The 15962-nt window shown below is 70.4% G+C and carries 15 protein-coding genes, 1 tRNA gene and 1 pseudogene; 7 read left to right on the top strand and 10 right to left on the bottom strand.

Annotated elements, in window-relative coordinates; genetic code table 11:
• Positions 1-32: 32 nt before the first annotated feature.
• From CES90_RS10785 to CES90_RS10775, 3 genes are all read right to left on the bottom strand, one after another.
• Positions 33-764 (bottom strand): nucleotidyltransferase family protein, encoded by a 732-nt coding sequence (locus CES90_RS10785; RefSeq protein WP_189784587.1) that lies wholly within the window; start codon positions 762-764, stop codon positions 33-35.
• A 92-nt stretch (positions 765-856) separates the two neighbouring features.
• Complete coding sequence (locus CES90_RS10780) at positions 857-1342, bottom strand: hypothetical protein (RefSeq protein ID WP_189784588.1); 486 nt, start codon at positions 1340-1342, stop codon at positions 857-859.
• A gap of 225 nt (positions 1343-1567) precedes the next feature.
• Positions 1568-2704 (bottom strand): ABC transporter ATP-binding protein, encoded by a 1137-nt coding sequence (locus CES90_RS10775; RefSeq protein ID WP_189784589.1) that lies wholly within the window; start codon positions 2702-2704, stop codon positions 1568-1570.
• Between the two features lie 232 nt (positions 2705-2936).
• Between CES90_RS10775 and CES90_RS10770 the strand changes: the two genes are divergently transcribed.
• Positions 2937-3013, top strand: a tRNA-Thr gene (locus CES90_RS10770).
• Between the two features lie 3 nt (positions 3014-3016).
• Here the strand turns inward: CES90_RS10770 and CES90_RS10765 are convergent.
• A complete protein-coding gene (locus tag CES90_RS10765; protein WP_189784590.1) occupies positions 3017-3895 on the bottom strand; it encodes an aminoglycoside phosphotransferase family protein in 879 nt (292 codons plus the stop codon).
• A gap of 75 nt (positions 3896-3970) precedes the next feature.
• On the opposite strand from CES90_RS10765, the pseudogene CES90_RS10760 reads away from it, so the two are divergent.
• A pseudogene (locus tag CES90_RS10760) lies at positions 3971-4900 on the top strand (NAD(P)/FAD-dependent oxidoreductase); the annotation flags it as partial.
• An 11-nt stretch (positions 4901-4911) separates the two neighbouring features.
• Here the strand turns inward: CES90_RS10760 and CES90_RS10755 are convergent.
• Both CES90_RS10755 and CES90_RS10750 read right to left on the bottom strand, forming a co-directional pair.
• Positions 4912-5883 (bottom strand): zinc-binding dehydrogenase, encoded by a 972-nt coding sequence (locus CES90_RS10755; RefSeq protein WP_189784591.1) that lies wholly within the window; start codon positions 5881-5883, stop codon positions 4912-4914.
• A 59-nt stretch (positions 5884-5942) separates the two neighbouring features.
• Positions 5943-7277 (bottom strand): FAD-dependent oxidoreductase, encoded by a 1335-nt coding sequence (locus tag CES90_RS10750; protein WP_189784592.1) that lies wholly within the window; start codon positions 7275-7277, stop codon positions 5943-5945.
• A gap of 150 nt (positions 7278-7427) precedes the next feature.
• Here CES90_RS10750 and CES90_RS10745 point away from each other — a divergent pair, with 150 nt between their 5' ends.
• Positions 7428-8096 carry a pentapeptide repeat-containing protein gene (locus CES90_RS10745; RefSeq protein ID WP_229914000.1) on the top strand — a complete coding sequence of 223 codons (669 nt, stop codon included), beginning with the start codon at positions 7428-7430 and terminating at the stop codon, positions 8094-8096.
• A gap of 338 nt (positions 8097-8434) precedes the next feature.
• Here CES90_RS10745 and CES90_RS10740 read toward each other — a convergent pair whose 3' ends face one another.
• Positions 8435-8935 carry a hypothetical protein gene (locus tag CES90_RS10740; protein WP_189784594.1) on the bottom strand — a complete coding sequence of 167 codons (501 nt, stop codon included), beginning with the start codon at positions 8933-8935 and terminating at the stop codon, positions 8435-8437.
• A 7-nt stretch (positions 8936-8942) separates the two neighbouring features.
• Here CES90_RS10740 and CES90_RS10735 point away from each other — a divergent pair, with 7 nt between their 5' ends.
• Positions 8943-10481, top strand: coding sequence for a M1 family metallopeptidase (locus CES90_RS10735; RefSeq protein ID WP_189784622.1), 1539 nt, complete (start codon positions 8943-8945; stop codon positions 10479-10481).
• 12 nt (positions 10482-10493) lie between these two features.
• On the opposite strand, the gene CES90_RS10730 is transcribed toward CES90_RS10735, so the two are convergent.
• Positions 10494-11030 (bottom strand): GNAT family N-acetyltransferase, encoded by a 537-nt coding sequence (locus CES90_RS10730; protein WP_189784595.1) that lies wholly within the window; start codon positions 11028-11030, stop codon positions 10494-10496.
• Between the two features lie 89 nt (positions 11031-11119).
• Between CES90_RS10730 and CES90_RS10725 the strand changes: the two genes are divergently transcribed.
• Positions 11120-12361: a TolB-like translocation protein gene (locus CES90_RS10725; protein WP_189784596.1), complete on the top strand. Its 1242-nt coding sequence runs from the start codon at positions 11120-11122 to the stop codon at positions 12359-12361.
• A 178-nt stretch (positions 12362-12539) separates the two neighbouring features.
• On the opposite strand, the gene CES90_RS10720 is transcribed toward CES90_RS10725, so the two are convergent.
• Positions 12540-13115, bottom strand: coding sequence for a TerD family protein (locus CES90_RS10720; protein WP_054235130.1), 576 nt, complete (start codon positions 13113-13115; stop codon positions 12540-12542).
• A gap of 208 nt (positions 13116-13323) precedes the next feature.
• On the opposite strand from CES90_RS10720, the gene arfB reads away from it, so the two are divergent.
• Positions 13324-13752, top strand: coding sequence for an alternative ribosome rescue aminoacyl-tRNA hydrolase ArfB (gene arfB / locus CES90_RS10715; RefSeq protein WP_189784597.1), 429 nt, complete (start codon positions 13324-13326; stop codon positions 13750-13752).
• 226 nt (positions 13753-13978) lie between these two features.
• A complete protein-coding gene (locus CES90_RS10710) occupies positions 13979-14878 on the top strand; it encodes a sigma-70 family RNA polymerase sigma factor (protein ID WP_189784623.1) in 900 nt (299 codons plus the stop codon).
• Positions 14879-15011: 133 nt separating this feature from the next.
• Here CES90_RS10710 and CES90_RS10705 read toward each other — a convergent pair whose 3' ends face one another.
• Positions 15012-15494 (bottom strand): flavin reductase family protein, encoded by a 483-nt coding sequence (locus CES90_RS10705; protein WP_189784624.1) that lies wholly within the window; start codon positions 15492-15494, stop codon positions 15012-15014.
• Positions 15495-15962 lie beyond the last annotated feature (468 nt).

Raw genomic sequence — 15962 nt, 5'->3', positions numbered from 1 at the left:
CGCTGCCCCTCGCCCCGGCCGTGTCACGTGCCCTAGCGGCCCAGGGCCGCCAACTCCTTCGCTGCCTCCGTCAGGTCCTTCGCCGTGTCGATCGCTCGCCAGTACGCGCCCTGGGGGATCGGGAAGCCTGCCAGGCGGCGCTCTCGGGCCAGGCGGGGGAAGGTGGTGCGTTCGTGGTCGCCGCGTTCGGGGAGGAGGCCGGCGAACTCGGGGGAGAAGACGTAGACGCCGGCGTTGATCTCGTACGTCGTCGGCGGGGCCTCGATGAAGTCCGTCACCCGGCCGAAGCCGTCCGTCTTCACGGCGCCCCAGGGGATGCGGGGGCGGGCCAGGGCGAGGGTGGCCACGGCGTCGCGTTCCGTGTGGAAGTCCGCCATGTCGCGGAGCGAGAAGCGGGTCCAGATGTCGCCGTTGGTGGCGTACCAGGCCCGGTCCGGGTGCGGGAGGTGGGCGGCGGCGTACTTGAGGCCTCCGCCGCGGCCGAGGGGTTCCGTCTCGACGACCGTGGTGACGCGGACCGGGAGGTCGGCCGAGTCCAGCCACTTCTGCAGGACGTCGGCGAGATGGCCGCAGGAGACGACGACGTCGGTGACGCCCTCCTCGGCGAGCCAGGCGAGCTGATGGCCGATGATCGGGGTGCCCGTGCCGGGGATCTCGACCATGGGCTTCGGTCGGTCGTCGGTGTACGGACGCAGCCGGGAGCCCTGGCCACCGGCCAGGATCACGGCTTGAACGGGGCGCGACGCGGCGTTCGGATCGGTCATGACCCGAACTGTACGTGCGCGCCCCGTTCGCGGGAGCACGGCCCTGGTGATCGGAATCGGGGGTGAACGGGGGTGCCCGCCCGCAGGGGCGTTCAGTGGTGCTGTGCGGCCACTCCGGTCGCGTACGACGTGTCGCAGACGGGGCGGGCGTACGACTGGGCCCGGGAGGGGCCGTACGCGCGGACGGCGGCGCGGCCGAGCGTGCGGGCGATGGAGGGGCAGTGCTTCGCCAGCGACGGGCGGCCGTTCACGGCCTGCTGGAGGTGGGTGAGGGCGACGCCGGGGTTCTGCTCCTGGAGTTCCATCAGGAGCTTGTCGCGCAGCACCAGGTGCGGCGCGCGGGCTTTGGCGCGTCGGGAGGTCTGTGGGGCAGAGACGTCCGAGACGTCCGAGGCGGCGAGTACCGAGTGCGAGGTCTGCGCCCCCGACCAGTTGACCTGGGTGACCGCGAGGGTCCCGGAGAGGACCAGGACGACGGGCAGGACAAGGGCGAGGGAGCGGCCGATCCGACGGGCGGGGCCGCGGCCGCGCCGCGTCTGTGGGGTGTAGGTGTGGGTGTACCTGTGGGTGTGCTTCACGGGAGTGAGGGTAGCGTGGGGTAGTGATATGGCGACATTAAGTCACCGATATGGGGGATGTTGAAGTGCTGTTTTCTGGGTAGTGCGTTGACGCGCGCGGCTCGAAAAGGCCTGGTTTGCTGGGGAAGTCGGCAGGTGTTGGTGGGCGGCGAAAAGGGCCCCGCAAACGTCTGCGGGGCCCTTTTCGTCAACCTGGGTGATTCATCCCGGGATGGTGTTTTCGTCTCAGTCGGAGAGACGCTCGCCCGTGGAGGTCGAGAACACGTGGGTCTCGCCCGGACGCGGCACGACGTGCAGCTGGGCGCCCTTCTCCGGAACCTGGCGGCCGTTGACACGGACCACGAGGTCCTTGGTCTCGCCGCCGACCTCGGCGGTGCCGTAGACGTAACCGTCGGCGCCGAGCTCCTCGACGACGTTGACGGAGACGGCGAGGCCGGCCGGGGCGTCCGCGGTGTCCTTGGACAGGGAGGCGGCGGCGTCACCGTTGTGCTCGACGATGTCGAAGTGCTCCGGGCGGACACCGACGGTGACCGTGCGGTCGCCCTTGTCGGAGGCGGCCTTCAGGGCGTCCCGGTCGATCGGGACGACGCTGTTGCCGAACTTCACGCCGCCGTCGGTGATCGGGACCTCGACCAGGTTCATGGCCGGGGAGCCGATGAAGCCGGCGACGAAGAGGTTGGCCGGGCGGTCGTACATGTTCCGCGGCGAGTCGACCTGCTGGAGCAGACCGTCCTTGAGGACCGCCACCCGGTCGCCCATCGTCATGGCCTCGACCTGGTCGTGGGTGACGTAGACGGTGGTGATGCCGAGGCGACGCTGGAGCGACGCGATCTGCGTACGGGTGGAGACACGGAGCTTGGCGTCGAGGTTCGACAGCGGCTCGTCCATGAGGAACACCTGGGGCTCACGCACGATGGCGCGACCCATGGCGACACGCTGGCGCTGACCACCGGAGAGGGCCTTCGGCTTGCGGTCCAGGTACTCGGTGAGGTCGAGGATCTTCGCGGCCTCCTCGACCTTCTGCCGGATCTCCGCCTTGTTCACGCCGGCGATCTTGAGGGCGAAGCCCATGTTGTCGGCGACGGTCATGTGCGGGTAGAGCGCGTAGTTCTGGAACACCATGGCGATGTCCCGGTCCTTCGGCGGCAGGTGCGTGACGTCGCGGTCACCGATGCGGATGGCGCCGGCGTTCACGTCCTCCAGGCCAGCGAGCATGCGGAGGGAAGTGGACTTTCCGCAACCGGACGGGCCGACCAGAACGAGGAACTCGCCGTCCTCGATCTCGATGTCGAGCGCGTCGACGGCGGGCTTGGTGGAACCCGGGTAGATCCGGGTCGCCTTGTCGAAAGAGACAGTGGCCATGGCTGTGAGGCCCCCTTCACCGGCAGGAACGTGCCGGACGATCCGAGTAAAGGTGGTGAACCACCACGGACGGTTCCGCGATGGTGTAGTCCACACGAGGGACTGGCTCTGGACGGTACCTGGCGTTCACCTTCTCTGTCAGTACCTGGACGGCCGTGAACTTCGCGGAAATTTTCGACAGGTGCGGGCTGTGACGTGGGTACACTGCACGGGCGCCCCCGCGCGGGGCCGCGCCTCCTTAGCTCAGCTGGCCAGAGCAACGCACTTGTAATGCGTAGGTCGTCGGTTCGAATCCGACAGGGGGCTCCATCTTCACCGCAGTCGGCGGGCGAGCTCCAGGTCGTCCGCCGAGAGGGGGCGGCCTTCCTCGACTTCCCAGACGGCGTTCTGGAGGAGGCGGGCCAGGGTCCAGGCCCTCGCCCGTTCTCGGTCCAGGTTCAGGACGTCTGTCATCGCGTCGAAGCGCCAGGGGACCTCGTCGGGGTCGAAGCGGTTGTCCAGGGCGGGCCAGAGGTCGAAGGCGGGGTCGCCGGCCAGGGGCTTGGGGTCTATGGCCAGCCAGGGGCTGCGGTCGGCGGCGAGGACGTTGTCGAAGTGCAGGTCCCAGTGGAGGAGACGGTCGCCGGGTTCGGCGATGACCTCGCGCAGGGCCGCTGCGCAGTCGGCGATCAGGCGGCGGTCGGTGGGGTCCGGGATGCGGTTCAGGACGGGTGGGGTGCGGTTGAGCAGGTCGGCCGCGATGTCGGCCAGGCGGCGCATGCCCGGGGGTGCGGGGGTGGCCGTCAGGTGGGCCAGGAGGTGGGCGACGACGAGGACGGCTTTGCGGGAGTCGGGCTCGTAGGACAGCATCCGGGCGGGGTCGAGGCGTTCGAGCAGCATGGTGCCGGTCTCGTCGTCGTGGTCGAGGAGCCGCACGGCTCCGTCGCCGTTCCAGATGCGCAGGGCGATCGGTTCGCCCTCGCTCTCGTCGTCGAGGAGTTGGAGTTTGAGGACGGCGGGGGTGTTGTCGGTCGTGCGGAGCACCGGTACGACCAGGGCGCACATGCCGTGCATGGGTGGGCCGTCGGGGCGGAGGGCCCAGCGGTCCAGGAAGGTGGCGGTGAGGTGCGGGAGGTCGGTGATGAATGCGCGGCCGGCCGCGCCGTTGATCTTTTCCTGAGTTTCGGCCAGTTCCTCCGGAACATCGATCATGTGGTGACACTACGTGCGCGCGTTCGCGTGTGCCCGGGTTTCCTCTGATTTTCGGCGCGGGTTAGCGTCCGGGGCATGAGCAGCATGGACGCGACCGTCAACGGTGGGATCTCCTTCTGGTACGCGCAGGCCGGTCTTCCCGTGCCGAGGGAGCCGTTGGCCGGGGACGCGTCCGCTGATGTGGTGATTGTCGGTGGGGGGTACACGGGGCTGTGGACGGCTTACTACCTCAAGAAGGCGGCGCCGTTTCTGCGGATCGTCGTGCTGGAGCAGAAGTTCTGCGGGTACGGGGCTTCCGGGCGTAACGGGGGGTGGCTCTACAACGGGGTCGCGGGGCGTGATCGCTATGCGCGGCTGCATGGGCATGAGGCCGCCGTGCGGCTTCAGCGGGCGATGAACGACACCGTTGATGAGGTTGTGCGGGTAGCGGGGGTGGAGGGGATCGACGCCGGTATTCATCGGGGTGGGGTGCTTGAAGTCGCGTACACGCCTGCTCAGTTGGTTCGGCTCAAGGCTTTTCATGAGCATGAGGTGTCGTACGGGGAGGTCGATCGTGAGTTGTACGGCGCCCGGGAGACCGCTGAGCGGATCCGGGTCGCCGGTGCCGTGGGGGCGACGTGGACGCCGCACGGGGCGCGGGTGAATCCGGTGAAGCTGGTGACGGGGCTGGCGGCCGTGGTCGAGGGCCTGGGTGTCGCTGTCCATGAGTGGACGCCGGTCACTGAGATTCGGGCGAAGCATGCGGTCACGCCGTACGGGACGGTTAGGGCGCCGTATGTGCTGCGCTGTACCGAGGGCTTCACGGCGAGCCTCAAGGGGCAGCGGCGGACCTGGCTGCCGATGAATTCGTCGATGATCGTCACCGAGCCGTTGACCGCCGGGCAGTGGGAGGCGATCGGCTGGGAGGGGCGGGAGACGCTCGGGGACATGGCGCACGCGTACATGTACGCCCAGCGCACCGCCGACGACCGCATCGCGCTCGGCGGCCGCGGGGTGCCGCTGCGCATGGCGTGATGTCACGGCTCCAGTACCACCTTGCCGGTCGTGCCGCGGGTTTCCAGGGCGCGGTGGGCGGTGGCGGCCTCGGTGAGGGGGAAGCGGTGGACGGCCGGGGTGAGGCGGCCGGCGGCGGCTTCGGTGAGGGCGCGGAGCGCGAGGGTGCGGAGGGGGTCGGGGCCGCCCGCCCTGCGCAGCATCTCCTCGCCCAGGACGGACTCCGAGACGCCCTCGACGAGGTACGGCTCCCCGTTCTTGATGCCCTCCGCCGACCAGCCGAAGACGATGTGCTTGCCGCCGGGGGCGAGGAGGGCGACGGACTCGCGGGCCGCCGTCCCGCCTACGCCGTCGAAGACGACCGTGACCTTCCCCCGGTACGCGGCGACCCGCTCCGGCCAGGCCGGTTCCGTGTAGTCGATGGCGAGATCGGCGCCGTTCGCGGCGACCCGGGCCGTCTTCTCGGGGCCGCCGGCGAGGCCGACGACCGTGGCGCCCGCGTTCTTGGCGTACTGCACGAGGAGGGTGCCGATACCGCCGGCCGCGGCCGGGATGACGACCACGTCGTCGGGGCCGGGCTCGGCGAACTGCAGGATCCCCATCGTCGTACGGCCTGTGCCGACCATCGCGACGGCCTCCGCGAAGTCGAGGTTCTCCGGGATCTCGTACAGCCGTTCGGCGTCCGTCACGGCCAGCTCGGCGTAACCGCCGGGTACGAAGCCGAGGTGGGCGGTGACGCGCTTGCCGAGCCAGTGCTCCGGGGTGCCCTCGCCGAGCGCCTCGACGACTCCGGCGACCTCGCGGCCGGGGATCGTGGGCAACCGCGGTGTCGGACCGGGCCCTTGGTGACCTTCCCGTAGGGCCGTGTCCAGCAGATGTACGCCGGCCGCGGCCACGGCGATACGCACCTGGCCGGGGCCGGGCTCGGGGTCGTCGACCTTCTCGTACGTGAGGTTCTCGGCCGGGCCGAAGGCGTGCAGACGGATGGCGTGCATGGAGACTCCCCCTTTGGGCTTGCTCTGGGGTTTCCGTTCGATGGGCCCAGCCTCCGACCTCAAGCATGCTTGAGGTCAAGGGTGTTCTTCGACTGCCTTCCCAGGGCCAGTGAGACGGCCGTGAGGGCGCTGTTGAAGGACACCTCCGCGAGCACGCCGGGAGCGGCGACCTGGTCGCCGGCGAGGTACACGTCGTCGCCGCGGTCCACCGCCGGGCGGTCGCGCCAGCTGGTGCCGGGCGGGTCGACCGCGCCCGTACGGCCGTTCGCGGTCGACTCGCGACGCCAGGTGACCCGGTCGCGCCAGCCGGGGAAGCCCAGGTCGAGGAGGTGCTCGCCACGGGCGACGCCGGCCGCGCGGGACTCGTGCGGCGCGATCGGGAACTGTCCCTGGATCAGCTGCTCGCCGACCGGGGCGAGGGTGCGGTCCTGCGCGGTGAAGCGTTCGATCCAGCCCGGGGCGTCCAGGTCGGAGATGGCGAACGCGTCTCCGCGGCGTGTTCGTACGGCGATGTCGATGAGCGCGGTACGGCCGCTGGGCCAGGTCAGCGAGTCGTCGTGGAGCAGGCGGCGGGCGGCGTCGAGGGAGGTGGCGACGATGACGGGGCCGCGTCCGCGTCCGGGTCCCGTTCCGGGTCCGGTTTTCGTTCCGGGTCCGGTTTTCGTTCCGGGTCCGGTTCCCGTTTCGGTTCCGGTTCCCGTTCCGCGTCCGGTTCCTGTTCCGGTTCCGGCGGTCCCCGGGAGGTCGTCCAGGCTGTCGATCCGGCTGAGGGTCTCCATGCGGACGCCGAGGTTCCAGGCGCGGGCCGCCATCCGGTCGATGACGCTCGCCCAGCCGCCGCGTGGGTAGTGCGCCTCCGGGGGCAACTTTGTGGCCCGGCGCAGACGCTCCTGCACGAACGCGGCGGAGAGGGAGCCCGGGTCGTGGTGGAACAGGGCCACCGCCGCGTAGTTGGCGGCGGCGCGGGCGGTCTCCTCGCCCGCCTGTTCGGTGGCCCAGGTGTGGAAGTCGACGTCGACGGGGGCGCGGTGGTGCGTACCGCGCCGCAGCAGCTTGAGCATCCCGAACGGCAGGGTGCGGCGGAGGGCGCCCTTGTGGTGCAGGCGCAGGCGGGCGACCTCCAGGGCCGGGAGCGGGGCGAGTGGTGCGATCAGGTTGCGCTGCGCGAGCCAGGTCCAGTGCGGGCCGCCGCTGTACAGCGCGTGCGGGCCCTCGTTCGTCCGGTACGGCCCCTCGGCGGTCCGGGCCCGGCCGCCCAGCGTGTGGTGCGCCTCGTACACGGTGACCTTGGCGCCCGCCTCGGCGGCGGTGACGGCTGCGGTGAGGCCGGCGAAGCCGCCGCCGATGACGGTGATGTGGGTGGGGCGGGGGCGGGTCGTTCGAGCATGGTGCATGGCTGGGGCTCCCTCGGGCCGGTGTCGGCTGTCTGTCTGCCGGTCTCTGCATACGACCGATTCCGGGCGCCGGAATGTGACATGGGGGCGGCTGCGGGGGAGTTTGCGCAGGTCAGCTGGGTTGTCAGTGGTGGGGTGCAGGATGGGGGCATGGTGAGGGCGAGGTCGGTGGTGAAGGGGGCGCGGCGGCCGGAGGTGCGGTTGCCGGTGCTGGAGGCGTACGGCGACGGGGGTCTGGAGCCGGACGGGGACTACGACGGGTTGGAGTTCCGGGAGGCGGACTTCGGCGGGCAGGACGGTGGGGGTGCGCGGTTTATGGACTGCGCGCTGGTGGGGTGTGCGCTGGACGAGACCCGGCTGCACCGTGCCCGGCTGCTCGATTCCGTCCTCACCGGCATACGGGGCGTCGGCACGGACCTCGCCGAGGCGACCCTCCGGGACGTGGAGCTCGTCGATGCGCGGCTTGGTGGTGTTCAGCTGCACGGGGCCGTGCTGGAGCGGGTGCTCGTTCGCGGCGGCAAGATCGACTACCTCAATCTTCGCGAGGCCCGGCTCAAGGACGTTGTCTTCGAGGAATGCGTTCTTGTTGAGCCGGACTTCGGGGGTGCGAGGTTGGAGCGGGTGGAGTTTGTGGGGTGTGCGTTGAAGGGGGCGGATCTGAGTGGGGTGACTTTGGCGGACGTCGACCTGCGTGGGGCCGTGTCGGTGGAGATCGCGCGGGGGGTGGACCGGTTGTCGGGGGCGGTGATCAGCGCGGCTCAACTGATGGATCTGGCGCCGGTGTTGGCGGGCGAGATGGGGATTCGGGTGGAGGGGTGACGGGCGCCGGGCCAGGGGGATGTTTTTCGCCCCCGCCGCCCCTACCCGTCCCTCCCCCACTCTCGGCTTCGCTCGAGCGGGAGGTGCCCCCATCCAGGGGCGGCTGCCCCTTCGACCCCGCTTCGCCTGAGAGCTCGGGGGTGCGGGTCGTATGGCGGGTGCGGGTTGTACTGGGTTGCTCGCGCAGTTCCCCGCGCCCCTTCAGGGGCGCGGGGCTGTGACATCCGCGGCTCCGCCGCGTGGGCGCGCCAAGCCCCCACCCGCCCGCACATGGGGGTCGAAGGGGCGCAGCCCCTGGATGGGGGAGGGACGGGTAGGGGCGGCGGGGGCGAGGAACCCTAGGGCAGCCGGGGAAAGCGGGCCTGGAGGGTCCAGATCGCGGGGTTCTCCCCGAGGTCGTCATGCAGATCGCACAGGTCGGCGATCAGGTCATGCAAGAAGTCCCGGGCCTCGCGTCGCAACTCCGCGTGGGAGAAGGTCAGCGGCGGCTCCTCCGCCGGCATCCAGTCCGCCTCGACATCCACCCACCCGAAACGCCGCTCGAAGAGCATGCGATCGGTCGACTCGGTGAAGTCCAGCTCCGCCCGCTGCGGCCGAGCGGCACGCGAGCCCGCGGGATCCCGGTCCAGCCGCTCCACGATGTCGCACAGCGCCCACGCGAAGTCCAGCACCGGCACCCATCCCCAGGCTGTGGACAACTCCCGGTCCGCCTTGGTGTCGGCGAGATACACGTCACCGCAGAACAGGTCGTGCCGCAACGCGTACACATCCGCCCGGCGGTAGTCCGTCTGCGGGGGATCAGGGAAGCGGTTGGAGAGGGCGTAGCCGATGTCGAGCACGTACGTGATGGTGTCATGTCCCCATAGGATCCCCCGCGTGTCCCGATCCGTGCGGCCTCGCTCCACCGCCGTAGTCGCCCTCAGCCTGGCCCTGGCCCTGGCCCTGGCCCTGGCCCTGACCGTCTCGGCGTGCACCGACGACGGCGCACGGAGCCCGAGAGGCACCGGCACCCCCGGCGCCGCAGGCCTGCGGGACCCGTACTTCCCGCAGACGGGCAACGGCGGCTACGACGTCACCCACTACGCCCTCACCCTCGACGTCGACCTGGAGCGGAACTCCGACCCCGCCCACCACCTCACGGGCACGGCGGTCATCACCGCCCGAGCCACGCAGAACCTCAGCGCGTTCAACCTCGACCTGAAGGGGCTGGACGTCGAGTCGGTCACCGTCGAGGGCGAGGCGGCGCGCTGGAAGCGGGCGGGGCAGGAGTTGACCGTCCGCCCGAGGGCCGGGCTGGGCAAAGGGAAGACGTTCCGCGCGACCGTCCGATACTCGGGCAGCCCTCGGATCATCACCGACCCGGACGGCTCCCAGGAGGGCTGGCTGCCGACGACGGACGGCGCGCTCGCACTCGGCGAACCGACCGGCTCGATGACCTGGTTCCCCGGCAACCACCACCCCTCCGACAAGGCGACGTACGACATCACGGTCACCGTCCCCAAGGGCCTGCACGCCGTGTCCAACGGGGAGTTGAGGGACGAGTCGGTGAAGGACGGCCGTACCACCTACGCCTGGCGTTCCACCGACCCCATGGCGAGCTATGTGGCGACAGTCGCGATCGGCACGTACGAGATCCGCCGCACCGTGGCGGGGCAACTGCCGGTGTACGTCGCCGTGGACCCGGCCCAGGCCAAGGACAGCCGGGCGGTGCTCGACCGGATCCCCCAGGTCATGAAGTGGGCGGAGGACAGATTCGGTCCGTACCCCTTCTCCTCCACCGGCGCGATCGTCGACAGCCCGGGTGCCGCCGGGTACGCCCTGGAGACCCAGAACCGCCCCTTCTTCCCCGGCGCCCCCGACCTCAGGCTCCTCGTCCACGAGCTGGTCCACCAGTGGTACGGCAACTCCGTCACCCCGAAGACCTGGCGGGACATGTGGCTCAACGAGGGCTTCGCCACGTACGCCGAGTGGCTGTGGCAGGAGGATCACGGCGGCGACACGGCCCAGGAGATCTTCGACGCGGTCTACGAGGGCCGCCACCACCCGGACGCCGCCTCGGGCGAGGCCGTCTGGGCCTTCCCGCCCGCGAACCCGCCGAGCGCCGACCGCATCTCCGACCCCCCGGTCTACGAGCGGGGCGCCATGGTCCTCCACAAGATCCGCCAGGCGATCGGCGACGCCCCCTTCTTCGACCTCCTCCAGAACTGGGCCACCACCCACCGCCACGGCAACGCGAACACGGCCGACTTCACCGCGTACGCCGAGAAGTTCGCGAGGAAGAGGAAGACGAGGGCGGACGCGGGCTCCGGCGCGACCTCCGACGTGGACCTGGCCCTTGTCTGGAAGGAGTGGCTGTACGGGGACGGGAAGCCGCCGAAGGCCTGAAGCCGTGTCTCCTCACAGGGTTTTGCGCAACACGGAGCACGGGCGGCCCAGTTGCCGATCCGGGCGGCGGGCGATGACCTCGTAGCCGAGGGACGTCCAGAAGGCGAGGCCGCTTGGGTTGTTGTCGAGGACGGCGAGCCGTACGGCGGTACGGCCGGCCTGCCGGAACCGCTCCTCGACGCGTGAGACCAACTCCCGCCCGTGCCCCCGCCGTTGCACACCCGCAGCCACGACCAGCAGCCCGATCCACGGGTCCGGATCGGCCGGATCGGGATGCCGGGCAAGCGTGATCGCCACCCCGACGAGCCGCCCGTCACCGCGCCCCCGCCCCAGCACCACCTCCACATCCGGGTTCGCCAACTCCACCGCCAGCGCCGCCCCCACCTGCTCGGAACGGATGTCGTCCGCGTCCGGGAAGTCACCGCTGAGGGAGAAGAAGGCGCGGTTGGAGGCGTACAGGGCGGTGATTTCGGCCAGGAGCGGATCGGTGACGGTACCGGGGACGGTTCTGTCCTCGGACGCGGCGCGGAGACGTTCGAGTAACAACATGCCCCGCACGCTATCCACCGCGTGCGCATGCATTGACCCCTTGCCGGTGACGCGCTTACATCGCGGGCATCCCGAAGGGGGAACCACAGATGAGACCTTCCTTACGTATCTCCGTGAACGCCGCCGTTCTGGTGGCCCTCGTGACCTGTCTCGCCGGGCCCGCGGAGGCGGCGAGTGGCGGCCGAACGCCACCTGTACAGGCTCCGCGCACCGAGCGGATCAGCGTGGCTCCCGACGGCACCGGTGGTAACGGGCACTCGGGGGAACCGGTGGTCAGCGCGGACGGGCGCGTCGTGGCCTTCATTTCGTCGGCGACCAACCTCGTACCCGGTACGGAGGTGCGCGACAGCGTCTTCTACCGGACGGCGCCCGGCGCGCCGCTGCAGCGCGTGGTGGTGCCGGGGGAGACGACGTCGACGCCCCAGCTGTCCGAGTCGGGGCGGTACCTGACCTTCACCTCGTTCTCGGCGACGACCCAGAAGAGCTCCAAGCATGTCATGGACCTGCACACCGGGAGCGTCGAGCGCCTGGCCCCCGCGATGGACGAGGGCTACCAGGTCTCGTACGGCACCGCCCCGATCAGCGCGAACGGACGGTACGTGGCCTTCGTCGCCCGGCCCACCGTCGACCCGAACGGCGCGTTCGCCTGCCGGGTCATGCTGCTGGACCGCTGGACGCAGCGGGTCCGGCGGGTCAGCCGGCCCTCGGACGGCTCGAAGAACTTCCACCGGTGCACGCAGATCTCAATGAGCGCCAACGGCCGCAAGGTCGCCTATCTGGAGGGCTACTCCGGGCCGGCCACCGGCGACCAGGGCGACATCCTGGTGTACGACCGGGTGAGCGGGCGGACCGTACACGCCGACGCCACCCATGACGGCGCGCCGGCCGACACGGCGGCGGTCGGTCCGGTGCTGAGCGCCGACGGCTCCAAGGTCGGCTTCAACTCGCTGGCCACCAACCTGGTCCCCGGCGAGGACCCCAACACCTCCTGGAACGCCTTCGTCCGCGACCTGCGCACGGGCGAGCTCCGGCGGTACGACGGCCACGCGCCCACCGATCTCACCCTGGTGTCGGACCTGTCGTGGAACGGCTCGAAGCTGCTCCTGAACACGGCGGACGCGAACCGTACGTCGCTGGGGCTGATCCTGCGGGATCTGCGCACCGGCCAGGAGGAGCTGCTGTCACCGGGACCGGACGGCGGACCGCTCACCGCGGGGCGGGCGGCGCTGAGCGCGGACGAGTCGACGGTCGTGTTCGACTCCTACTACCCCGGCCACGTACCCGAGGACACGAATCTGATCGGCGACGTGTTCGTCCGAACCCTGCGCTGAGCCACGGGCGCTGAACCACGGGCGCTGAGCCACGGGCGCTGAGCCACGGGCGCTGAACCACGGGCGCCGAGCCACGGGCGCCGAGCCACGGGCGCCGAGCCACGGACGCCGAGCCACGGACGAAGGCCCCGGCGCGGTGGTGGGTACCGCGCCGGGGCCTTCAGTGGAACTGAGGCTGTCAGACGTTGACGCCGAAGTCCTGGGCGATGCCGACGAGGCCGGAGGCGTAGCCCTGGCCGACCGCGCGGAACTTCCACTCGGCGCCGTTGCGGTAGAGCTCGCCGAAGACCATGGCGGTCTCGGTGGCGGCGTCCTCGGAGAGGTCGTAGCGGGCGATCTCGGCGCCGCCGGCCTGGTTGATGATGCGGATGTAGGCGTTGCGGACCTGGCCGAAGTTCTGCGAGCGGTTCTCGGCGTCGTAGATGGAGACCGGGAAGACGATCTTGTCGACGTCGGCGGGGAGGCCCGCCAGGTTGACGTTGATCGCCTCGTCGTCGCCCGCGCCCTCACCCGTGCGGTTGTCACCGGTGTGGACGATGGTCTGGTCCGGGGTCTGCTTGTTGTTGAAGAAGACGAAGTGGCCGTCCGAGTAGACCTTGCCCTGCGTGTTGACCGCGATCGCGGAGGCGTCGAGGTCGAAGTCCGTGCCGGTGGTGGTGCGGACGTCCCAGCCGAGGCCCACGGTGACGGCGGTCAGGCCCGGAGCCTCCTTGGTGAGCGAGACGTTGCCACCCTTGGACAGGCTTACAGCCATGGTTGGGAGTCCTTCCCTCGTTGCGTACGTGCCTTACGGGCTTCGTGCCGGGGACGAAGCTACCTGTACCCCTATGAACGTCGGGAGGGGCGCCAGAGGTTCCAGCGGTTTTTACTTTCTTTACCAGCCGGGTCTTTAGCAGCCGGGTCTTCACCAGCAGGGCGAAAAACACGTGACGTGGACCGGACAGCCGCGCGACCATGGGGGCATGTCCGGTCCCTACGTCATCCGTGGCTCCGTCTCGCTTCCCGAGGCCGAGCTCATGTGGCGTTTCTCCCGGTCCTCCGGTCCCGGTGGGCAGCACGTCAACACCAGTGACTCGCAGGTCGAGCTGCGGTTCGACCTGGCGAACACCGAGGCGCTTCCCGAGGTGTGGAAGCGGCGGGCGCTGGAGCGGCTCGCCTCGCGGCTCGTCGACGGGGTCGTCAGTGTGCGGGCCTCCGAGCACCGTTCGCAATGGCGAAACCGGGAGACCGCCGCCGTACGTCTCGCCGCCCTTCTCGCCGAGGCCACGGCCCCGCCGCCCAAGCCGCGCCGGCCGACCCGCATCCCGAGGGGGATCAACGAGCGGCGGCTGCGGGAGAAGAAGCAGCAGTCCGACACCAAGCGGGGTCGGTCGGGGCGCGACTGGGGTTGAGAGAAAGGGCGCTCCACGCTCTGTCACATCGGTGCGGTGTGATCCGTCAGGTCCGTAGAGAGTGACGACGGAGCATGACGACGAGGGGCGGCCACCCATGAGTGACCGGACGAGCGACCGGATGAGCGGCGCGGCGAGCGGCGCGGCGAGCGGCACGGCGATCGGTACGGCGATCGGTACGGCGATCGGTACGGCGATCGGTACGGCGAGCGGTACGGCGAGCGACGTGAGCGACAGTGAATTTCTCGCTCGGCGGTTCGAGTCGCACCGGCCCCGTCTGCGGGCCGTCGCCTACCGCATGCTCGGGTCGCTCGCGGAGGCGGACGACGCCGTGCAGGAGGTGTGGCTGAAACTGAGCCGGGCGGACGCGAGTGACATCGACAACCTCGCCGGCTGGCTCACCACCGTCGTCGGGCGGGTCTGCCTCGACATGCTGCGGTCCCGGCGGTCGCGTGCCGAGGAACCGCTGGCCGGGCCGGATGGTTCGGGTGCGGGCTCGGGTGACGGCGGGCTGCGGATGCCCGAGCCCGTCGTCAGTCCTGTCAGCGGGGTCGACCCCGAGCAGGAGGCGTTGCTGGCCGATTCCGTCGGGCTCGCCCTCCTCGTCGTACTGGAGACCCTGGGGCCCGCCGAGCGGCTCGCCTTCGTGCTGCACGACCTCTTCGGCGTCCCGTTCGACGACATCGCGCCCCTTGTGGGCCGTACGCCTGCTGCCGCGCGGCAGCTCGCCAGCCGTGCGCGGCGGCGGGTGCGGGGCGGTGCGCCGGTGGTCGAGGCCGACGTCGAGCGGCAGTGGGAGGTCGTCGAGGCGTTCCTCGGGGCCGCGCGGGACGGGGACTTCGAGGCGCTGGTGGCCGTACTGGCGCCGGACGTGGTGGCGCGGTCCGCCGCCGGGGTGACCCGGGGCGCGACGGCGGTCGCCTCGCAGGCCGCGATGTACGCCCACCTCGGGCGGTTCGTCCGGCGGGCGCTCGTCAACGGGGCGGCCGGGCTTGTCGTCGTCCGGGACGGGCGGGTCGAGCGGGTGCTGTCGTTCGCGGTCGCGGAGGGGCGGATCGCGGCGATCGACGCGGTGGCCGAGGAGGACCGGTTGGCCGCGCTCGACGTGGCGCTGCTGGACGCTTGAGGGCCACAGAGGCTCGGTAATTGGCAGCTCAGTCTCAGCGATACGCCTCGAAGCACCCCGATACGGCTCGTTTCAGAGCCCGACGCCGAGACGAATCTGCCAATTGGTGCGTGCCTACGGCCACAAGTCGCCCTCACCCCAACTGTCGGTACCGCCCCCGGAAGTAGGCCAACGGCCCCCCGTCCGCACCCGGCACCGACGCGTTCAGCACCCTGCCGATGACGAGAGTGTGGTCGCCGGCGGTCACGCGTTGCTCGGTGCGGCATTCGAGGGTGGCGAGGGCGCCGCTGATCAGGGGGGCGCCGGTGGCCTCGCCGCGGACGTACGGGATGTCCGCGAACAGCAGGCGGTCGCTGACGCGGCCCTTCATGGCGAAGCGGCCGGCGATGGTGCGCTGGTTCTCGGAGAGGAGGGAGACGGCCCAGAGGGGCTGCTCGGTGAGGAGGTCGTCCATACGGGAGCCCTCGCGGAGGCTGACCATCACGAGGGGCGGGTCGAGGGACACGGACATGAAGGACGTGGCCGTCATGCCCACGTCCTCGCCGCACGGCCCCTCGGGATCCAGTGGCGCCTCGTACGCGGTCACCAGGACCACCCCCGAGGCCAGCCGTGACATGGCCGCCCGGAACTCGTCTTCGCTCACCCCTTCAGCATGCCTGGAGGGGACCGCGGATGGGGCTGTGGATGGGGCTACGGATGGGGCTGTGGATGGGACTGTGGATAGGGCTGTGGATGGGGCTATGGATGGAGTCTTCGGCACGCTGGAACGCTAGCCCCGGCCACCCCGCCCCCGCATCGGACCAGGGCCCCAGGTCCACCCGGACCTCCGGCCTAGGCAGGCATCCCGGGCATCCGCCGGCGGCGTCCGACACCCTCGTCTACCCCGGTCCGCAGCCCCCACACAGAGTTCTGAATTCTGTTCAGGAAGTGCACCAGGGAAACGCATAAACTCCACTCAATTGCTCATGTTCTGCTGTGACTTGAGTCACAGGGGCCATATTTTGTTGACCCTGTGTACCGAGTGGGCTCCGCGCTGTGATTCAGTGGCGGGGACGCTGCAAGCTGTAAGCGGGAACTGTAAGCG

Source organism: Streptomyces capitiformicae, assembly GCF_002214185.1.
GTDB classification, from domain to species: Bacteria; Actinomycetota; Actinomycetes; order Streptomycetales; family Streptomycetaceae; genus Streptomyces; species Streptomyces capitiformicae.
The sequence above is the reverse complement of the archived record's forward strand: the minus strand, read 5'-3'. Positions and strand labels throughout refer to the sequence as shown.